This is a genomic window from Skermanella sp. (assembly GCF_059503625.1).
The window spans coordinates 1-13,653 of sequence record NZ_JCACHA010000661.1 but is presented as its reverse complement, the minus strand read 5'-3'; the positions used below and the strand labels follow the sequence as shown (position 1 = coordinate 13,653).

Annotated in this window: 17 protein-coding genes; 7 read left to right on the top strand and 10 right to left on the bottom strand. The window is 67.8% G+C overall.

Annotated features, from left to right (window positions below):
• Both AC5JJ6_RS20805 and flgB read right to left on the bottom strand, forming a co-directional pair.
• On the bottom strand, window positions 1–300 hold a 300-nt coding region (locus tag AC5JJ6_RS20805; RefSeq protein WP_496043889.1), incomplete at its 3' end, for a flagellar basal body rod protein FlgC.
• A gap of 32 nt (window positions 301–332) precedes the next feature.
• The gene (gene flgB / locus AC5JJ6_RS20800) at window positions 333–740 is read right to left on the bottom strand and encodes a flagellar basal body rod protein FlgB (RefSeq protein WP_496043888.1); all 408 of its coding nucleotides are present in this window, start codon (window positions 738–740) and stop codon (window positions 333–335) included.
• Between the two features lie 306 nt (window positions 741–1,046).
• On the opposite strand from flgB, the gene AC5JJ6_RS20795 reads away from it, so the two are divergent.
• Genes AC5JJ6_RS20795 through fliP form a run of 4 tightly spaced genes read left to right on the top strand, consistent with a single transcriptional unit; the run spans window position 1,047 to window position 2,900 of the window.
• Complete coding sequence (locus tag AC5JJ6_RS20795) at window positions 1,047–1,397, top strand: EscU/YscU/HrcU family type III secretion system export apparatus switch protein (protein WP_496043887.1); 351 nt, start codon at window positions 1,047–1,049, stop codon at window positions 1,395–1,397.
• A complete protein-coding gene (locus tag AC5JJ6_RS20790) occupies window positions 1,394–1,765 on the top strand; it encodes a hypothetical protein (protein ID WP_496043886.1) in 372 nt (123 codons plus the stop codon). Before AC5JJ6_RS20795 ends, AC5JJ6_RS20790 begins: the two co-directional genes overlap by 4 nt.
• 29 nt (window positions 1,766–1,794) lie before the next feature.
• On the top strand, window positions 1,795–2,109 hold the full coding sequence (locus AC5JJ6_RS20785; RefSeq protein ID WP_496043885.1) for a flagellar biosynthetic protein FliO: 315 nt from the start codon (window positions 1,795–1,797) through the stop codon (window positions 2,107–2,109).
• Window positions 2,106–2,900, top strand: coding sequence for a flagellar type III secretion system pore protein FliP (gene fliP / locus AC5JJ6_RS20780; protein ID WP_496043884.1), 795 nt, complete (start codon window positions 2,106–2,108; stop codon window positions 2,898–2,900). Before AC5JJ6_RS20785 ends, fliP begins: the two co-directional genes overlap by 4 nt.
• A gap of 12 nt (window positions 2,901–2,912) precedes the next feature.
• Here fliP and AC5JJ6_RS20775 read toward each other — a convergent pair whose 3' ends face one another.
• The 8 genes from AC5JJ6_RS20775 to AC5JJ6_RS20740 all read right to left on the bottom strand — a co-directional run bounded on the left by AC5JJ6_RS20775 (window position 2,913) and on the right by AC5JJ6_RS20740 (window position 10,651).
• Window positions 2,913–3,191 (bottom strand): hypothetical protein, encoded by a 279-nt coding sequence (locus AC5JJ6_RS20775; RefSeq protein WP_496043883.1) that lies wholly within the window; start codon window positions 3,189–3,191, stop codon window positions 2,913–2,915.
• A gap of 89 nt (window positions 3,192–3,280) precedes the next feature.
• Window positions 3,281–6,322, bottom strand: coding sequence for a tetratricopeptide repeat protein (locus tag AC5JJ6_RS20770; RefSeq protein WP_496043882.1), 3,042 nt, complete (start codon window positions 6,320–6,322; stop codon window positions 3,281–3,283).
• Window positions 6,323–6,326: 4 nt separating this feature from the next.
• On the bottom strand, window positions 6,327–6,977 hold the full coding sequence (locus AC5JJ6_RS20765; RefSeq protein WP_496043881.1) for a protein phosphatase CheZ: 651 nt from the start codon (window positions 6,975–6,977) through the stop codon (window positions 6,327–6,329).
• A 107-nt stretch (window positions 6,978–7,084) separates the two neighbouring features.
• Window positions 7,085–7,882 (bottom strand): MotE family protein, encoded by a 798-nt coding sequence (locus AC5JJ6_RS20760; protein ID WP_496043880.1) that lies wholly within the window; start codon window positions 7,880–7,882, stop codon window positions 7,085–7,087.
• A gap of 8 nt (window positions 7,883–7,890) precedes the next feature.
• Complete coding sequence (locus tag AC5JJ6_RS20755; RefSeq protein ID WP_496043879.1) at window positions 7,891–8,502, bottom strand: DUF6468 domain-containing protein; 612 nt, start codon at window positions 8,500–8,502, stop codon at window positions 7,891–7,893.
• Complete coding sequence (fliM, locus tag AC5JJ6_RS20750) at window positions 8,499–9,590, bottom strand: flagellar motor switch protein FliM (protein WP_496043878.1); 1,092 nt, start codon at window positions 9,588–9,590, stop codon at window positions 8,499–8,501. Before fliM ends, AC5JJ6_RS20755 begins: the two co-directional genes overlap by 4 nt.
• 16 nt (window positions 9,591–9,606) lie before the next feature.
• The gene (locus tag AC5JJ6_RS20745) at window positions 9,607–10,050 is read right to left on the bottom strand and encodes a flagellar basal body-associated FliL family protein (protein ID WP_496043877.1); all 444 of its coding nucleotides are present in this window, start codon (window positions 10,048–10,050) and stop codon (window positions 9,607–9,609) included.
• 16 nt (window positions 10,051–10,066) lie between these two features.
• On the bottom strand, window positions 10,067–10,651 hold the full coding sequence (locus AC5JJ6_RS20740; protein WP_496043876.1) for a flagellar basal body-associated FliL family protein: 585 nt from the start codon (window positions 10,649–10,651) through the stop codon (window positions 10,067–10,069).
• A gap of 492 nt (window positions 10,652–11,143) precedes the next feature.
• Between AC5JJ6_RS20740 and flgF the strand changes: the two genes are divergently transcribed.
• From flgF to flgA, 3 genes are all read left to right on the top strand, one after another.
• Window positions 11,144–11,878 (top strand): flagellar basal-body rod protein FlgF, encoded by a 735-nt coding sequence (flgF, locus tag AC5JJ6_RS20735; protein ID WP_496043875.1) that lies wholly within the window; start codon window positions 11,144–11,146, stop codon window positions 11,876–11,878.
• Between the two features lie 36 nt (window positions 11,879–11,914).
• Window positions 11,915–12,700 carry a flagellar basal-body rod protein FlgG gene (gene flgG, locus AC5JJ6_RS20730; RefSeq protein WP_044437667.1) on the top strand — a complete coding sequence of 262 codons (786 nt, stop codon included), beginning with the start codon at window positions 11,915–11,917 and terminating at the stop codon, window positions 12,698–12,700.
• Between the two features lie 52 nt (window positions 12,701–12,752).
• Window positions 12,753–13,653, top strand: a 901-nt coding sequence (gene flgA / locus AC5JJ6_RS20725; protein WP_496043874.1) for a flagellar basal body P-ring formation chaperone FlgA, incomplete at its 3' end; no start/stop codon positions are given.

Here is a 13,653-nt window from a genome sequence, read left to right as displayed (position 1 = left end):
CAGGGAATTGACGTTCGGGTACAGCACGTAGCCCTCGGCGTTGGCGCTGGGATGGGTCGGGTCGTAGCGGCGCTGGAAGTCGCTGCGGTCCTTGTCGATCTTGTGGACGCGGACCATCTCCAGCCCGTGCTGGCGGTCCATCGCGTTCTCGAACGTGATCACCTTGCGCCGGTACGGCAGGTCGTTGGGGGTTTCCGCCGTGGAGTCGGAGTTCGCCATGTTCTCGGCGATGACCTTGATGCGGGTGCCCTGCACCTTCATGCCCGCGGCGGCGACGGTCAGGCTGTCGCGCAAATCCATCTTGTTTCCTCCCAGGAGTTAAGGGTCAGGAGTCAGCTGCCGCGGCCGATGGCGGTCTTCATCAGGCCGACATGCTTGCGGTAGAGGTTGGTGACGAGCTGATAGGTCATGCCGGTATCGGCGACCTTGATCATCTGCTCTTCCATGATGACGGAGTTGCCGTCGGGCGCCGCTTCGTAGTTGTGCCGGGGCTTGTCCTTCCGGACGTCGTTGCCCTGCGTCTGCGTCGAGCCCGTCATGTGGCCGACCGCCGTCCTGGCCGGCGCCAGCTGGCGGGTCTGTCCCAGGGCACGGTCGAAGCTGAACCCGGTCAGGTCGTTCGGACGGTAATGGGGAGTGTCGGAGTTGGCGATGTTCTGGGCCAGCACCTGCTGCCGCTCGGTCAGCCAGTCCAGTTTACCTTTCATCAGCCTGAAGAGGCCCGTGCTGCCCAAGTCCATGGTGCTACCTGCCCATTTCAACGCAAGGTTCCAGAATTGCCGAGCCGTCTTAATATCCCGTTAAGGCGGCGGGACGCATCCCTGCCGGTACTTCTTCATGCAACCGGCGAGCCACGGCCGAGGCGGCGGTATCGTCAGGATTTGCACCGCTTTTCATGGATGATGTGCCGCTGTCACCGGTCCGAAGGGGCAATATCTGCCGGGTCAACTTTGCCGCGGCGCCTCTTTAGGATTGGTTAAGCATGATCGGCTAGGTTCCGGAGACGCACCGACCCGGCGTGCGGCATCTTTCTCTGCGGGATCTCCGTGCCCTATCCAGATCACCATCGTCCGGACACTTCTTCCGCCCGCCCCGCGAAGGCGCGCAAGCAGATCGCCGTGGCGCTCCAGTACGAGCTGGACGGGCCGACCTTGCCGCGCGTGGTGGCGAGCGGCCAGGGCCGGATGGCCGAGAAGATCCTGGAAATGGCCTTCGCGTCCGGCGTCAAGGTGCGCGAGGACGCCGATCTGGCGGAACTGCTGTCGGTAGTCCAGCTCGACTCGGAAATTCCGACGGAAGCGCTGGTCGCGGTGGCCGAGATCCTGGCCTATATCTACCGCGCCAACGGCAAGCTGCCGCCGCTGGGCGGCCATTACGTCCAGGGTGAACGTCCATGAACGGCCCCGAGAGGCAGCGGCCTGCCCTCCCGGACATGGCGGCGATCGAACGGGAGCTGGACATGATCGCGCTCGCCATCGGCGACACGCGCGTCGCCCTTCAGGGTGGCGGCGTGATCGATCTGGCCGGACTGGACGACCGGGTCGCCGGGATCTGCGCCGGGCTGGTGGACCAGCCGCACGAGACGGCCCGCGCCGTGCTGCCGAAGCTGGTGCTGCTGGTCCAGGACCTCAACATGCTTTCCGCCGCCTGCGCCCAGGTACAGGCCGATACGGATCAGGCGCTCCGCCGGATGTCTGGAAGCCGGGCGTCCCAGGCTTATGGCAAGCAGAATCTCTCCCCGATTCCCGGCCCGGTCCGGGATTGATCCCCCGCAGTCCCGGAATTCAGCCCGCCATGGAGATGGAAACCTACCTGCGCTTCGCGCTCGCCCTCAGCTTCGTGCTGGCGCTGATCGTGGCCGCTTCGTGGCTGATGCGCCGCCTTGGCTACGGCGCGATGATGCCGGCCCGAACCGGCAAGCCGCGCCGGCTGGCGGTGGTCGAAGTCGCCCAGATCGACGTCCGGCGCCGTCTGGTCCTGATCCGGCGCGACGGGGTGGAGCATCTGGTGCTGCTGGGCATCAACAACGACCTCGTCGTGGAAACCGGCATCGCTCCCCCGCCGGACTTTTCGGCCAGTCTGGCTTCCAGCGGGGAGCGCGCGCCATGAGCTTGGCGAGTTCCGTGGGTCCGGGCCGTCTCCGCCGGAACCTGCCGGTGCCGGCCTCGGCCGTGGCGCCGCTGGCGGGCCTGACCGTCTGGCTGCTTGCCGGTCCAGCCCTTGCGCAGAGCTTCAACCTGGACCTCAACCGTGCCGGCGGGTCCAGCACGTCGCAGATCATCCAGCTCTTCGCGCTGCTGACGGTGCTGTCCATCGCACCCGGCATCCTGGTGATGGTGACCGCCTTCATCCGGATCGCGGTGGTGCTGTCGTTCCTGCGCACCGCGATGGGCATCCAGCAGACGCCGCCGAACTCCGTCATGATGAGTCTGGCGCTGTTCCTGACGGCCTTCATCATGGCCCCGACGATGCAGGAAGCCTACACCAACGGGATAGCACCGCTGGTCGCCAACGAGATCGACGAGATGGAGGCGTTCGAGCAGTCGGTCAAACCGTTCCACGCCTTCATGATGCAGCATGTCCGGGAAGCCGACCTGATCCTGTTCGCCGATATCGCCAAGACGGGAGAGGTCAAGGCGCCGGAGGACACGCCGCTCCAGGTCTTGATCCCGGCTTTCATGATCTCGGAACTGCGCCGGGGCTTCGAGATCGGCTTCCTGCTTTTCCTGCCCTTCCTGATCATCGACATGGTGGTGGCGTCGATCCTGATGTCGATGGGCATGATGATGCTGCCGCCGGCCGCCGTCGCGATGCCGTTCAAGATCATCTTCTTCGTGCTGGTGGACGGCTGGCACCTGATTTCAGGCACCCTGGTCCAGAGCTTCGGCGGGCTGTCCTAGCCGTTCCGGCATTCAGGAAGTCGCGGGCGCCGCTTTCGGGTCGCTGTCCGGTTCCGCGTTCTCGCTCTCGCTGGCGCGTTCCGTCCCGTCGGCGACGGGGTTGGGGCCTTTCTTGGTTTCGGTGACGATGTCGCCCGACCCGCCGCTGGACGATGCCGCTGCCGTGTGGCTGCCCGGCCCGGCCGACTCGCCTGCTTCATTGCCTTCCGCATCCTTCTGGACCGGCTGGCCCGGCCTGAACTTCAGGCGGTCGGTTTCGTCGTCGAAGGTGCCGTTGTGATTGTGGGACACGCTGCTCTCCCCGTTCCGTTATAGTGTCAGAGGGAGTCAACGTCCCCGCCGCCACGGCGGTTCCCCTTCCGTCAGTTTACCGCCGGTCGTCAGTTCACCGCCGGAGCGGCGCCGCCGCGCTGGCCGGCCAGGAACTTCTGGAAGGTGCCGACCTCCTTGACGCGCGACTTGATCGAGGCGAGGTCGATCAGGCCGCCGGACTGGCCGGGGCGCGCGAGGACGCGGAAGGTGTCGGCATGGGGACCGGCGGCCATGGCCGCGCCGAACTGCGTGCGCAGCCGGTCGAGCGCGGCGTTGTCGCCGGCGAGCGACAGGGCCACCGCCTGATTGAGCACGAGATCCGCCTTGTCCTTGGACAGGGCCGTGCCGTCCGGCGGCGGTCCGATCACCTTGGCGAGACCGGATGCCGCCTCCGCCCACTGGGCGCCGCGCCACGCGATGTCCACCCGCAGCAGCTCGGCCGGCTGGCTGGTGTCCTCCTTCAGCAGCGCCAAGGCTTCGCCGTAGCGCTTCAGCTCGGCCAGCGCGCGGGCGCGCAGGATCCGCCGCTCGGCGGCCTGGGCCGGCGTCAGTTCGGGGACGTCGGACTGGTCGAGGGCCGCGACCGCCTGGTCCGGCTTGGCGTCCTGAAGGCGGATCGCGGCAAGGCGGGTGCCGGTGGCCCCCTTCTCCGCCCCCTGGAGCTTGCCGTTCACCAATCCCTGGAGCATGTCGCCGGCGCGGCCGAGCAGGTCGATCTCGACCATCCGCTCGGCAAGCTGGCGGACGACGCCGTCGGCCTGCGGTCCCGCCGGCGCCAGATCCTTGAACTGGTCGTAGAGGCCGAGCGCTTCGACCGGCGACAGCGCCGCGGCGCCGTCCTTGGTGTAGAGGTCCACGAAGCTCTGCGACATGCCGCTCAGCATCCTGGCGGCGCGCGGGCTTTCGGGGAAGAGTTCGGCCGCCTGCCGGATCGTGTTGAAGCCCTCGGCGTAATCGTTGGCCTTCATGTAGGTGGCGCCCAGCTTTTCCAGGATATCGAGTTCCAGGTCGTCGCCGCGCCAGGCGAAGCGAAGCCGCTCCAGCCGGGCGACGGCATCGGCGGCGCCGAGGGTCCCGTTCTCCATCTCCAGATCGACCAGAGCCAGTTCGGCGCGGGTCCGGTACAGGCGGTCGTTGCTGTCCGCCACCGCCCGGAACGCTCCCATGGCCTCGTCCTTGTTGCCGGCGAGCAGGCGGAGCTGGCCGCGCAGGAACTGGCCGACCGGCTTCTTCTCGAACGCCCCGCCGGTGCGCTTGGCCAGTGCGTCGAGCTGGCGGGTGGCGCCCGCCCGGTCGCCGGTCGCCAGCTTGGCCTTTACCGCCATCGCAGCGAGCTTGGTGTAGAAGGGGTCGGGATAGCCGTCGAGGGTGGCGCGGGCGCGGTCGAAATCGCGCGCCGCCGCCGGCCAGTCGCCCTGCTCCGCCGAAGCGGCCGCCCGCCAGAGCACCGCTTCGTCCTGACGGTCGAGCGCCGGATTGGCGAGATCCTCGGCGCCCAGCTTCGGTTCGCCGTAGAGCACCCGCCCCGCCCCGCGCAGCGCCTGGAACTCCGGCCGGCTTTCCAGGTCGGGCTGGTTGCCGGCCAGCATGCCCAGCAGTCCGAGGCTTTCCGCCGCGAGGCCGTGGGCGAAGTAGAAATGGGCGAGGTCCAGCCGGGCCCGGTCCTTCTCGATCTCCGGCGCGTTGAGGACGGCCTGCTGCGCCTTCTGGCGGAGCTTGGTGAAGTCGGACACCGGCCCGCCCCGCCAGCGGGCCAGGTCGAACAGGCCGGAGGCCGCCGAGGCCGCCGGTTCCCGTCCCCGGCCGCTCAGGCGGGTAGCCGACACTCCGGCGACATCCGCCGGCGGCGACAGCCGCAGACCGCCGGCGGACGTGACTTCCACCCCGTCGCGGATCGGGCGGACGGCGACGGTGTCCTCCAGCGGCTGTACGACGATACCCTGGGCGGCCGGCAGCAGCCGGAGCTGGGTGAAGCCGTGGGGTTCGGCGACCGCCTGCCCCGGATTGGGCAGCGGCACCACCAGAAGCTGGTCGCCGACGACGGGATCGTTGATCTGGACGACCTGCCGGGCATCGGGAACGCCGACCACCAGCCGCGCGCCCAGCGGAAAGTCCCGCTGGGCATCGACCGGCAGGCCTTCGGGCGGTGCCGAGGCACGCGGTCCCAGGGCAATGCGCCAGGTATTGCCGTCGCGGGTCACCGCCGGTTCCATGCCGTCGGGCAAGGCCATGCGGAACGCGGTGGCGCCGCGCAGGGGCACGGTTTCCGGTCCACCCAGTCCGGGGACCAGGGTATCGACCTTGATCCTGCCGTCGAGTTCCAGCGGCCGGCCGAACACGACATAGAGGAAACCGGCACGGGTATAGACGGCGGCGGCGGCCGGTTCCTGCGCCTCCACCGTGACGCCGCCCCGGTGTGTCTCGGAAGGCGTTGCGTTGAGCGGCTGGGACGCCACCGGCATCTGGGGCGAGGCGGAGGGCGGCGGAGGCGGCGCGACCGCCGCTTTAGGCGCCGGAGCGGAGCCTTCCGGCGCCGGCGGGGCCAGCAATTGCTTCCGCGACGACGGCTGGGGCTTGGCCGGCTCCTGCTGCGGCTTGGCCTGTGACGGCGCCTGGGGAGCCGGTGCCGGTGCGGGTGCGGGTGCCGGGGGTGGCGGTATGGCTGCGGCCGGCGCGGACGGTGCGGTCGCGGGCGCCTTTGCCGCACCCTTGGGGGGATCGACGATGTCGATGGCGACGCCGCCCGAGCCGGGCCGGAAATGCTTGATCTCGCTGCCGGGCGGGATGGTGATCTGGACCACCAGCTTGCCGTCGGCGACGGTCTGGCCGACGGTCGGAACGTTGCGCAGCTTCGTCCGCTGGATGGCGCGGAAATCGGCCGTGCCCGGTTTCGAAAAAGTGATCTGGACGGTGTCGCCCTGCCGGGCGACGGAGTAGTCGACCGGGCCGCCCGGCCAGTCGAACACCAGCCGGTTGCGGTCGGGATGGACGCCCGCGCGCACCCGCACGACCGGGTCCGGCTGCTGCGCGGCTGCCGGCGGCACCGCCGCGGTCAGCCCGCCGGCGAGCAGCAACGCCGCTCCCAGTACAGCACCCAGCCGGACCTTCATGATCTTAGTCGAAGCTGGCGAGCAACTTGTCGATCTCGCTCTGATCGATGGCGTTGCCGGGAAGTTGCGGGCCGTTCAGCAACGAGTCCTCGTTGTTGGGGTCGGCGGCGGCGGCGCTCCGGTGGGTCTTCTGGACCTCCTCGCCCAGCGCCTGGATCAGCACCTCGATCTTGCCTTCGATGTGCTTCAGGGTACGGACGACCTTGGTGATGCGCTGGCCGGTAATGTCCTGGAAGTTGCAGGCCTCGAAGATGCGGGTCACGGCCTGGGTCAGCTCGGCGCGGGGTTCCGGATCGACCTTGGCGGCGATGGCGCTGATGACGTCGCACGAGTCCATGATCTGGTTGGTCGCGTCCTCGGTGGCGCCGACCACGGCGTCCAGCTCGTCGGTGGCGCTGGCGATGTGCTCGCTGTTGATGTCGTCCGGCCTGATCGCCGCGATCTCGCGCTTGGCGTGCTGGATGTAGCGCGCCAGCGATTCCAGCTCGCCGTAGAGCTTGAGGTCGCTCGATGAGACGTCCCCTTCCATGGAGGTCAGGACGGCGGTGACGATCCCGGCGATCTCCTCGCGGTCGATGGGTTGCCGCGTCTCGTCGCGCGCTTCCGCCAATCGCTTATGGAGCGGCGCTGTCGAACCGATATGGAGGGTGGTCATCGCTTACCTTCTTGCTATTGCCGGCTTCGGATCGCCGGTGCGGGTTCGTGTCGTGGGACGGCCCACACTGGCGCGGCCCCCTTTAAACCGGGGTTAAGCCGGCACGCCTATTTCGGCAGGGTCGGCAAGGCCCGGCGCTCGATCAGCGAGGCGGTGACCTCCTTCGCTTTCAGGGGGTCCATGGCGGCTAGGACCGGCGCGCTCTTGCCCTCGCGCATGCGCTCCACCACGTCGAGCAGCACCGGCAATTCGAGAGCCTCGAAGATCCGCGCGGCATCCTTGGGCTTCATGGTCTCGTAGATCTTGACGAGGCTTTCGAGCTGGGCCGTCTGCTTCTCGTCCACCTGGCGGAGCAGCCCTTCGATATTGGTCCGCAGCTCGGTCAGCTCGGTCACCTTCTGGTCGATGCGCTGCTGGGCGGCGCTGAGCAGCGCCTCGCGCTGGTCGAGCTCCCGCGTGCGGCGGTCCAGCTCCTCCCGCCGTTCGGTCAGGCGTTGGAACACCTCCGCCTGGAGACTGCCGGAACCTTCCGGAGCGTGCTCGTCCACGGCGGCGGTCATGACCTTGGCGGCAGGATTCAGCGGCGGCAGCCCCGCATCGGTCTTGAACGGCTGTGCCGCCGGCGGCTGCGGCGGCGTGGCCGCCGCCGGGGCCGGCTGCTGCGCCTGCACGGAACCGATCGGACCGCGCAGGTCGCCGCCCAGCGCCAGCCAGATATCGCCGACGCGGACGCCGAGCATCAGGACGGCGACGAAGATGGTGACCGGCAGCAGCCGGGGCCGAAAGCGCGACCGCAGCGTCAGCGACGTGACGGGAGCCTTTGCCGCCCCGGCCGCCGCAGGTAGTGCTGCCTTGCCGGATCGGGCGGGAGCGGCCGGTTTTTTGGGTGTTTGCGGATTGGGCATGACGGGCCTCAACGCAGGTTCTCAAGCGCCCGGAGCAGCTCGCGCTCGGCCCTGGAACGGGCCTCCTGCGGCGGCGGGGACGACGGTTTCGGGGCGGACGCCGGTTCTTCGGCGGGGGGAGCGGGCAGGCTGGCGGGCGGAGGAGGCGCCGCAGCGCGCCGCAGCGGCGGCGGATCGGCCGGACGTTGCGGCGCGCCGGGCGTGGGTGCCCGCAAGGCCGGATCGGCCGACGGAGACTGGGTCCGCGTGTTGGCCTTGATCGCCGCGGGGGAGGCCCCGGCGGTCGCGCGGACGGTGTGGGCGCCGACGGACCCTTCCAGCCGGCTCGCCAGACTGTCCGCGGCCTCGATCATGAACTGGAGTTCGTCGCGAAGCGCCTGGGCGCGGTCGATCGACTTCTGGAGGACGTCGGCCGATTTGGCGGCGGTCTCCTTCATGCCGGCGACGCTGACTTCGGCCCGGCCCGCCGCGTCGGCGAAGCCCTTGACCAGGTCGTCGAGTTCCGCCTTGTTGTCGCGCAGCCGGCTGAGCCGCCGGTTCAGCACGATGGCGAAGCCGATGGTCGCCGACAGCAGGATGACGATCAGGATGTCGAGAATGAGCGGGAAGGTAAGGGTCATCGCCGTGTGTCCGCTTCTTTCGATGCCTCGCGCTCGATCCGGACCGCGATGTGGCCGCCCTTGCGGCCCATCCGCCCGTCGAACATCGCGACGTCGCCGCAGCGCAGCTGGATGCTGTCGTCGGGTGTGGCGTTGAGCAGGATGCGGGTGCCGACCTTCCAGTTCAGCACGTCGTAGAGCTGCACGGTCATTTCGTCGAGCACGGCGCTGATCTGCACCTCCGTCATCCAAAGCTCGCTGGCAAGGTGGGTTTCCCAGATCGAGTCACGGCCGAACTTCTCGCCCATGAACATCTGGAGCAGCAGTTCGCGCACCGGCTCCAGGGTCGCGTAGGGGATCAGCAGTTCCAGCCGTCCACCCCGGTCTTCCATGTCGATGCGCAGCTTCGCCAGCACGGCGGCGTTGGCAGGCCGTGCGATGGTGGCGAAGCGCGGGTTGGTTTCCAGCCGGTCGAAGCGGAACACGACGGGCGACAGCGGGTCGAAGGCGGCGGACAGGTCGCTCAGGACGACGTGGACCATGCGTTCGACCAGGTTGCGCTCGATCGTGGTGTAGGGACGGCCTTCGATGCGCATCGCGGCGGTGCCGCGCCGGCCGCCCAGCAGCACGTCCACGATCGAGTAGATCAGGGCGCTGTCGACGACCATCAGGCCGTAGTTGTCCCACTCCTCCGCCTTGAAGACGGACAGCATGGCCGGCAGCGGGATCGAGTTGAGGTAGTCGCCGAACCGGACCGACGAGATCTGGTCGAGGCTGACCTCGACGTTGTCGGACGTGAAGTTGCGGAGCGAGGTGGACATCATGCGGACGAGGCGGTCGAACACCACCTCCAGCATCGGCAGGCGTTCGTAGTTGACCAGCGCGCTGTTGACCAGCGCCATCAGGCCGGAATTGTCGCCGTCGCCGGAGCCGTCGCTGTCGAAGCCGAGCAGGCTGTCGATCTCGTCCTGGTTCAGGACGCGGGTGGACCCTCCACCCCCCATCTCGTCGCCGCCGCCACCGCCGTCGGCGCCTTCGTCGGCCAGCGCCGCCCATTCGGCGGCCAGCCGTTCCTCCTCGCTCAATCCGTCCAGCTTGGGGTCGCTCATGGTGCCATATCCCGCTTCACTGGATCAGCATTTCGCGGAACAGGACATCCTTGACCTGTACCGGACGGGCGGCGATGCCGACCCGCAGCAGAAGTTCCTCGCGCAGGCGGTCGATGCCCGATGTCCCGCGCAGGTCGGCAAGGCGGAGTTCGCGCAGGTAGACCTGAAAGTTGTCGACGATGCGCGGCATGATCTTCTCGATGGCGGGCATGTCCTCCGGGTGGACCAGCTCGATCAGGATGCTGATCTTCAGGAAGCTCGGGCTGCTGCGTCCGGTGTTGTTCAGGTTGACCACGAGATCGGGCACCTTGAAGTACAGCTCGGCCGGACCGGGCGGCGCCGCGCCATGGGCATCCTTCTTCTCCTCCGAACGACCGATGGACGGGCCGAGGGCGCAGGCCAGGAAGGCCGCGGCGGCGATGGCCAGGAATAGGGATCTGTCCAGTCTGCTGGCGCTCATGGCGTGGGTTCCCGGTTCACTGGATCAGCATTTCGCGGAACAGGACGTCCCTGACCTGAACCGGCTGCGCCGCGATCACGAGACGCGTCAGAAGTTCCTCCCGCAGCCGGTAGATGCCGGCCGAACCGCGCAGGTCCTCGACCCGGAGTTCGCGCAGATAGACCTGGAAGTTGTCGACGATGCGCGGCACGACCTTCTCGATCTCGGGCAGGTCTTCCTCCCGCCCGACCTCCACGCTGACGCTGATCTTGAGGAAGCTGGGGCGGCGGCCGGTGCTGTTCAGGTTGACGACCATGTCGGGGACCTTGAAGAACACCCCGCCCGCGCCGGGATCGCCGTGGCCGGCGGCCGGAGCGCCATGGCCGTCGGCCTTGGCGTCGGGCTTGCCGTGGGCGTCGGGCTTCGGTTCCCCGTGCGGGTCCTCTTCCGCCTGGGTTTCGGCCGGATCGAACACGCCGGCGAAGAACGCCGCGGCAGCGCCGCCGAGGAGAAGGAGCAGCGGCAGAACGATGAACAGCACCAGTTTCTTGCCGCTGAACTTCTTCCGTGCCGGCGCTTCGGCCGCCTCGCCTTCCTCTTCGTCGTGTGTGGCTCCCGCCATGATCAATGGGCTCCCAGCGGTCCCCGCGCATGCGGAAATCTTGGTAAAACAGTTAACCTGGGATAGTTAACAAGTCGTTGAAACTACCCGGTTTTCTCAGTCGAGCCTGAACAAAGCAAACTTCGGGCCACTATTGGGAAGACAAGGCTTTCGCTGGAATTTAGAGCGACATTCGAGCTTATGCCGTGCGAATGCCGCCGGAACGCTCCGGCGCCGCCGGTGACTATGCGAACAGTTGCCGGGAGCACGACGGGCGGTCCGGCAATCTCATCCGGGCGGACCGGCAGAATATGCCGGGCAATCCATGCAGCCTCGCGCGCGGGAGCATTATCCGGGGCGGCGCCCGGAGGCGGAGGCGCCGGAAAGCAGCCGGATTCACGGACTTCCGAGAAACTGGCACGAGGCCTGCAAGGGAGAATGCGGCCCGGCGATGAGCGCCGGACCACAGGACCCAAGACCCAAGTCTCAAGACCAGGAACGAGAGCGCCGGCCATGGAAAACCCCATCTACATAGCCCTGTCGAGACAGGATGGCCTTCGCAGGCAGATGGATGTGGTTGCCAACAACCTCGCCAACATGACGACGCCGGGCTACAAGAACCAGCGCATGATGTTCCTGGAATACCTGGCGAAGCCCGCCACCGTCGGCGGCCTGTCGGGCGACAAGGTCTCGATGTCGCAGGACTACGGCATGCGGCGGAACACCGCCCCCGGCCCGATCACCTCGACCAGCAACCCGCTCGACATCGCGCTTCACGGCAACGGCTACATGGCGGTCGAAACCCGCGACGGCCAGCGCTACACCCGGTCCGGCCACCTCCAGCTCGATCTGGACCGCCAGATCGTCGATGCCGGCGGCCTGCCGGTCCTGGACGAGCAGGACCGCCCGATGACGGTGCCGCAGAACGCGGGGCCGGTGACCATCGCGGCCGACGGCACGGTTTCCACCGAACAGGGCCAGATCGGCAAGATCAAGCTGGTCCAGTTCGAGCGGGAGCAGTTCATGAAGGACCTGGGCGGCGGGCTCTACGCCACCGACGAGGAAGGAAAGCCGGCGACCGACCTGAAGGTGGTCCAGGGCGCCGTCGAAGAGTCGAACGTCCAGTCCGTCGTCGAGATGACCCAGATGATCGAGATTTCCCGCCAGTACGCGTCCAACCAGAAGCTGATCGATGCCGAGCACGAACGGCAGCGCAACGCCATCACCAAGCTGTCCCGGCTGAGCTGAAGCTCCGGCTACACCTGAAAAGAAGAGGAACTCACCATGCGTAGCCTGAGCATCGGCACCACCGGCATGTTGGCCCAGCAGCTCAACGTCGAAACGATCTCGAACAACATCGCGAACATGACGACGACGGGATACAAGCGCCAGCGCGCCGAATTCCAGGACCTGCTGTACCAGAACCAGCGCCGGGTCGGTTCGACCTCGTCCGATGCCGGCACCATCGTCCCCTCGGGCATCCAGATCGGCGCCGGCGTCAAGACCGGCGCCGTCTACCGGATCAACGAACAGGGCAACCTGTCGGTGACCGACAACTCGCTGGACATGGCCGTCAACGGCCAGGGCTACTTCCAGATCACCCTGCCCGACGGCAACACCGGCTACACCCGCGCCGGTTCGTTCCAGCTCAACGCCGAGGGCACGGTGGTGACATCGGACGGCTACACCGTCCAGCCCGGCATTGTCGTTCCCGCCGATGCGGTCGATATCACGGTCAATGCCAGCGGCGAGGTCCAGGTCAAGCTGGACGGCCAGATCCAGCCGCAGACGGTCGGCCAGATCCAGCTCGCGGTGTTCCCCAACGACGCCGGCCTGGAAGCGATCGGCAGCAACCTGCTGCTGGCGACTCCCGCTTCCGGCGATCCCGTCCCCGGCAACCCGTCGGCTCCCGGCTACGGCCGGCTGGTCCAGGGCGCCCTTGAAACCAGCAACGTCAACATCGTGGCCGAGATCACCAACCTGATCACGGCACAGCGCGCCTACGAGATGAACTCGAAGGTGATCAGCACGACCGACCAGATGATGACCACGACCAGCCAGCTGCGCTGACCGCACCGAAGCCGGTTCGCCGAAGCCAGTCCAGAGACCGAGGATAGAGAAAATGAACAAGCTCGCCCTGATCGCCGTGTCCGCCACCCTCGCCATCGCGGCGGCGTCCCAGATCCGGACCGCCGAAGCGGCCACCCTGCGGACGGACACCACCATCAGCGGCGACACCGTCCGGCTTGGCGACCTGTTCGACGACGTGATGGGCAAGGAAGACCAGCCGGTCGGCCGCGCGCCGGCTCCCGGACGCCGCGCCACCTACGATGCCACATACCTGCTGCGCATCGCGTCCTATCACCAGATCTCCTGGCGGCCCAACAGCCAGTTCGAGCGGGCGACCGTGACCCGGAGCAGTTCCGTCGTGAACGCCGAGATGGTCCGCGGCGCGGTCGAGGCCGAGCTGACGGCGCGGGCGGATGCCGACCGGCTGGACGTGGATCTCGACAACAAGCTGCTGGAAGTCCATCTGCCGGCCGACCAACCGACCACGCTGAAGCTGGAATCCGTGACCTTCGACCAGGTCCAGGGCCGGTTCTCCGCCGTCCTGGTCGCCCCTGCCGAAGGACCGGAACAGACCCGCACCGCCATCAGCGGCCGGGCAGCCGCCCTTGCCGACGTGCCGGTCCTGACCCGGCGCATCAAGCCCGGCGAAGTGATCGCGGCGTCCGATATCGGCTATATGGAAGTCCGCATCAACCGCATGGGCGCCGAGCTGGTGCGCGACACCGCCGACCTGATCGGCCAGACCCCGCGCCGCCAGATCAACGAGAACACCCCGATCCGCGCCCGCGACCTTCAGCAGCCGCAGGTCGTCACCAAGGGTTCGCTGGTCACCATGGTCCTTCAGCAGAAGTCGATGACCCTGACCGCCCAGGGCAAGGCCCTGGAAGCCGGCTCCGACGGTCAGGTGATCCGGGTCGTCAACACCATGAGCAACAGGACGGTCGAAGCGGTCG

Bases quoted from the DNA above. Each gene is read 5' to 3' on its own strand.
- AC5JJ6_RS20755 (WP_496043879.1), bottom strand. From the start codon at position 8,502: ATGACCCTTACCTTCCCGCTCATTCTCGACATCCTGATCGTCATCCTG.
- AC5JJ6_RS20770 (WP_496043882.1), bottom strand. From the start codon at position 6,322: ATGAAGGTCCGGCTGGGTGCTGTACTGGGAGCGGCGTTGCTGCTCGCC.
- flgF (WP_496043875.1), top strand. From the start codon at position 11,144: ATGGAAAACCCCATCTACATAGCCCTGTCGAGACAGGATGGCCTTCGC.
- AC5JJ6_RS20745 (WP_496043877.1), bottom strand. From the start codon at position 10,050: ATGAGCGCCAGCAGACTGGACAGATCCCTATTCCTGGCCATCGCCGCC.
- AC5JJ6_RS20760 (WP_496043880.1), bottom strand. From the start codon at position 7,882: ATGCCCAATCCGCAAACACCCAAAAAACCGGCCGCTCCCGCCCGATCC.
- fliM (WP_496043878.1), bottom strand. From the start codon at position 9,590: ATGAGCGACCCCAAGCTGGACGGATTGAGCGAGGAGGAACGGCTGGCC.
- AC5JJ6_RS20785 (WP_496043885.1), top strand. From the start codon at position 1,795: ATGGAGATGGAAACCTACCTGCGCTTCGCGCTCGCCCTCAGCTTCGTG.
- flgG (WP_044437667.1), top strand. From the start codon at position 11,915: ATGCGTAGCCTGAGCATCGGCACCACCGGCATGTTGGCCCAGCAGCTC.
- fliP (WP_496043884.1), top strand. From the start codon at position 2,106: ATGAGCTTGGCGAGTTCCGTGGGTCCGGGCCGTCTCCGCCGGAACCTG.
- AC5JJ6_RS20765 (WP_496043881.1), bottom strand. From the start codon at position 6,977: ATGACCACCCTCCATATCGGTTCGACAGCGCCGCTCCATAAGCGATTG.
- AC5JJ6_RS20790 (WP_496043886.1), top strand. From the start codon at position 1,394: ATGAACGGCCCCGAGAGGCAGCGGCCTGCCCTCCCGGACATGGCGGCG.
- AC5JJ6_RS20740 (WP_496043876.1), bottom strand. From the start codon at position 10,651: ATGGCGGGAGCCACACACGACGAAGAGGAAGGCGAGGCGGCCGAAGCG.
- flgB (WP_496043888.1), bottom strand. From the start codon at position 740: ATGGACTTGGGCAGCACGGGCCTCTTCAGGCTGATGAAAGGTAAACTG.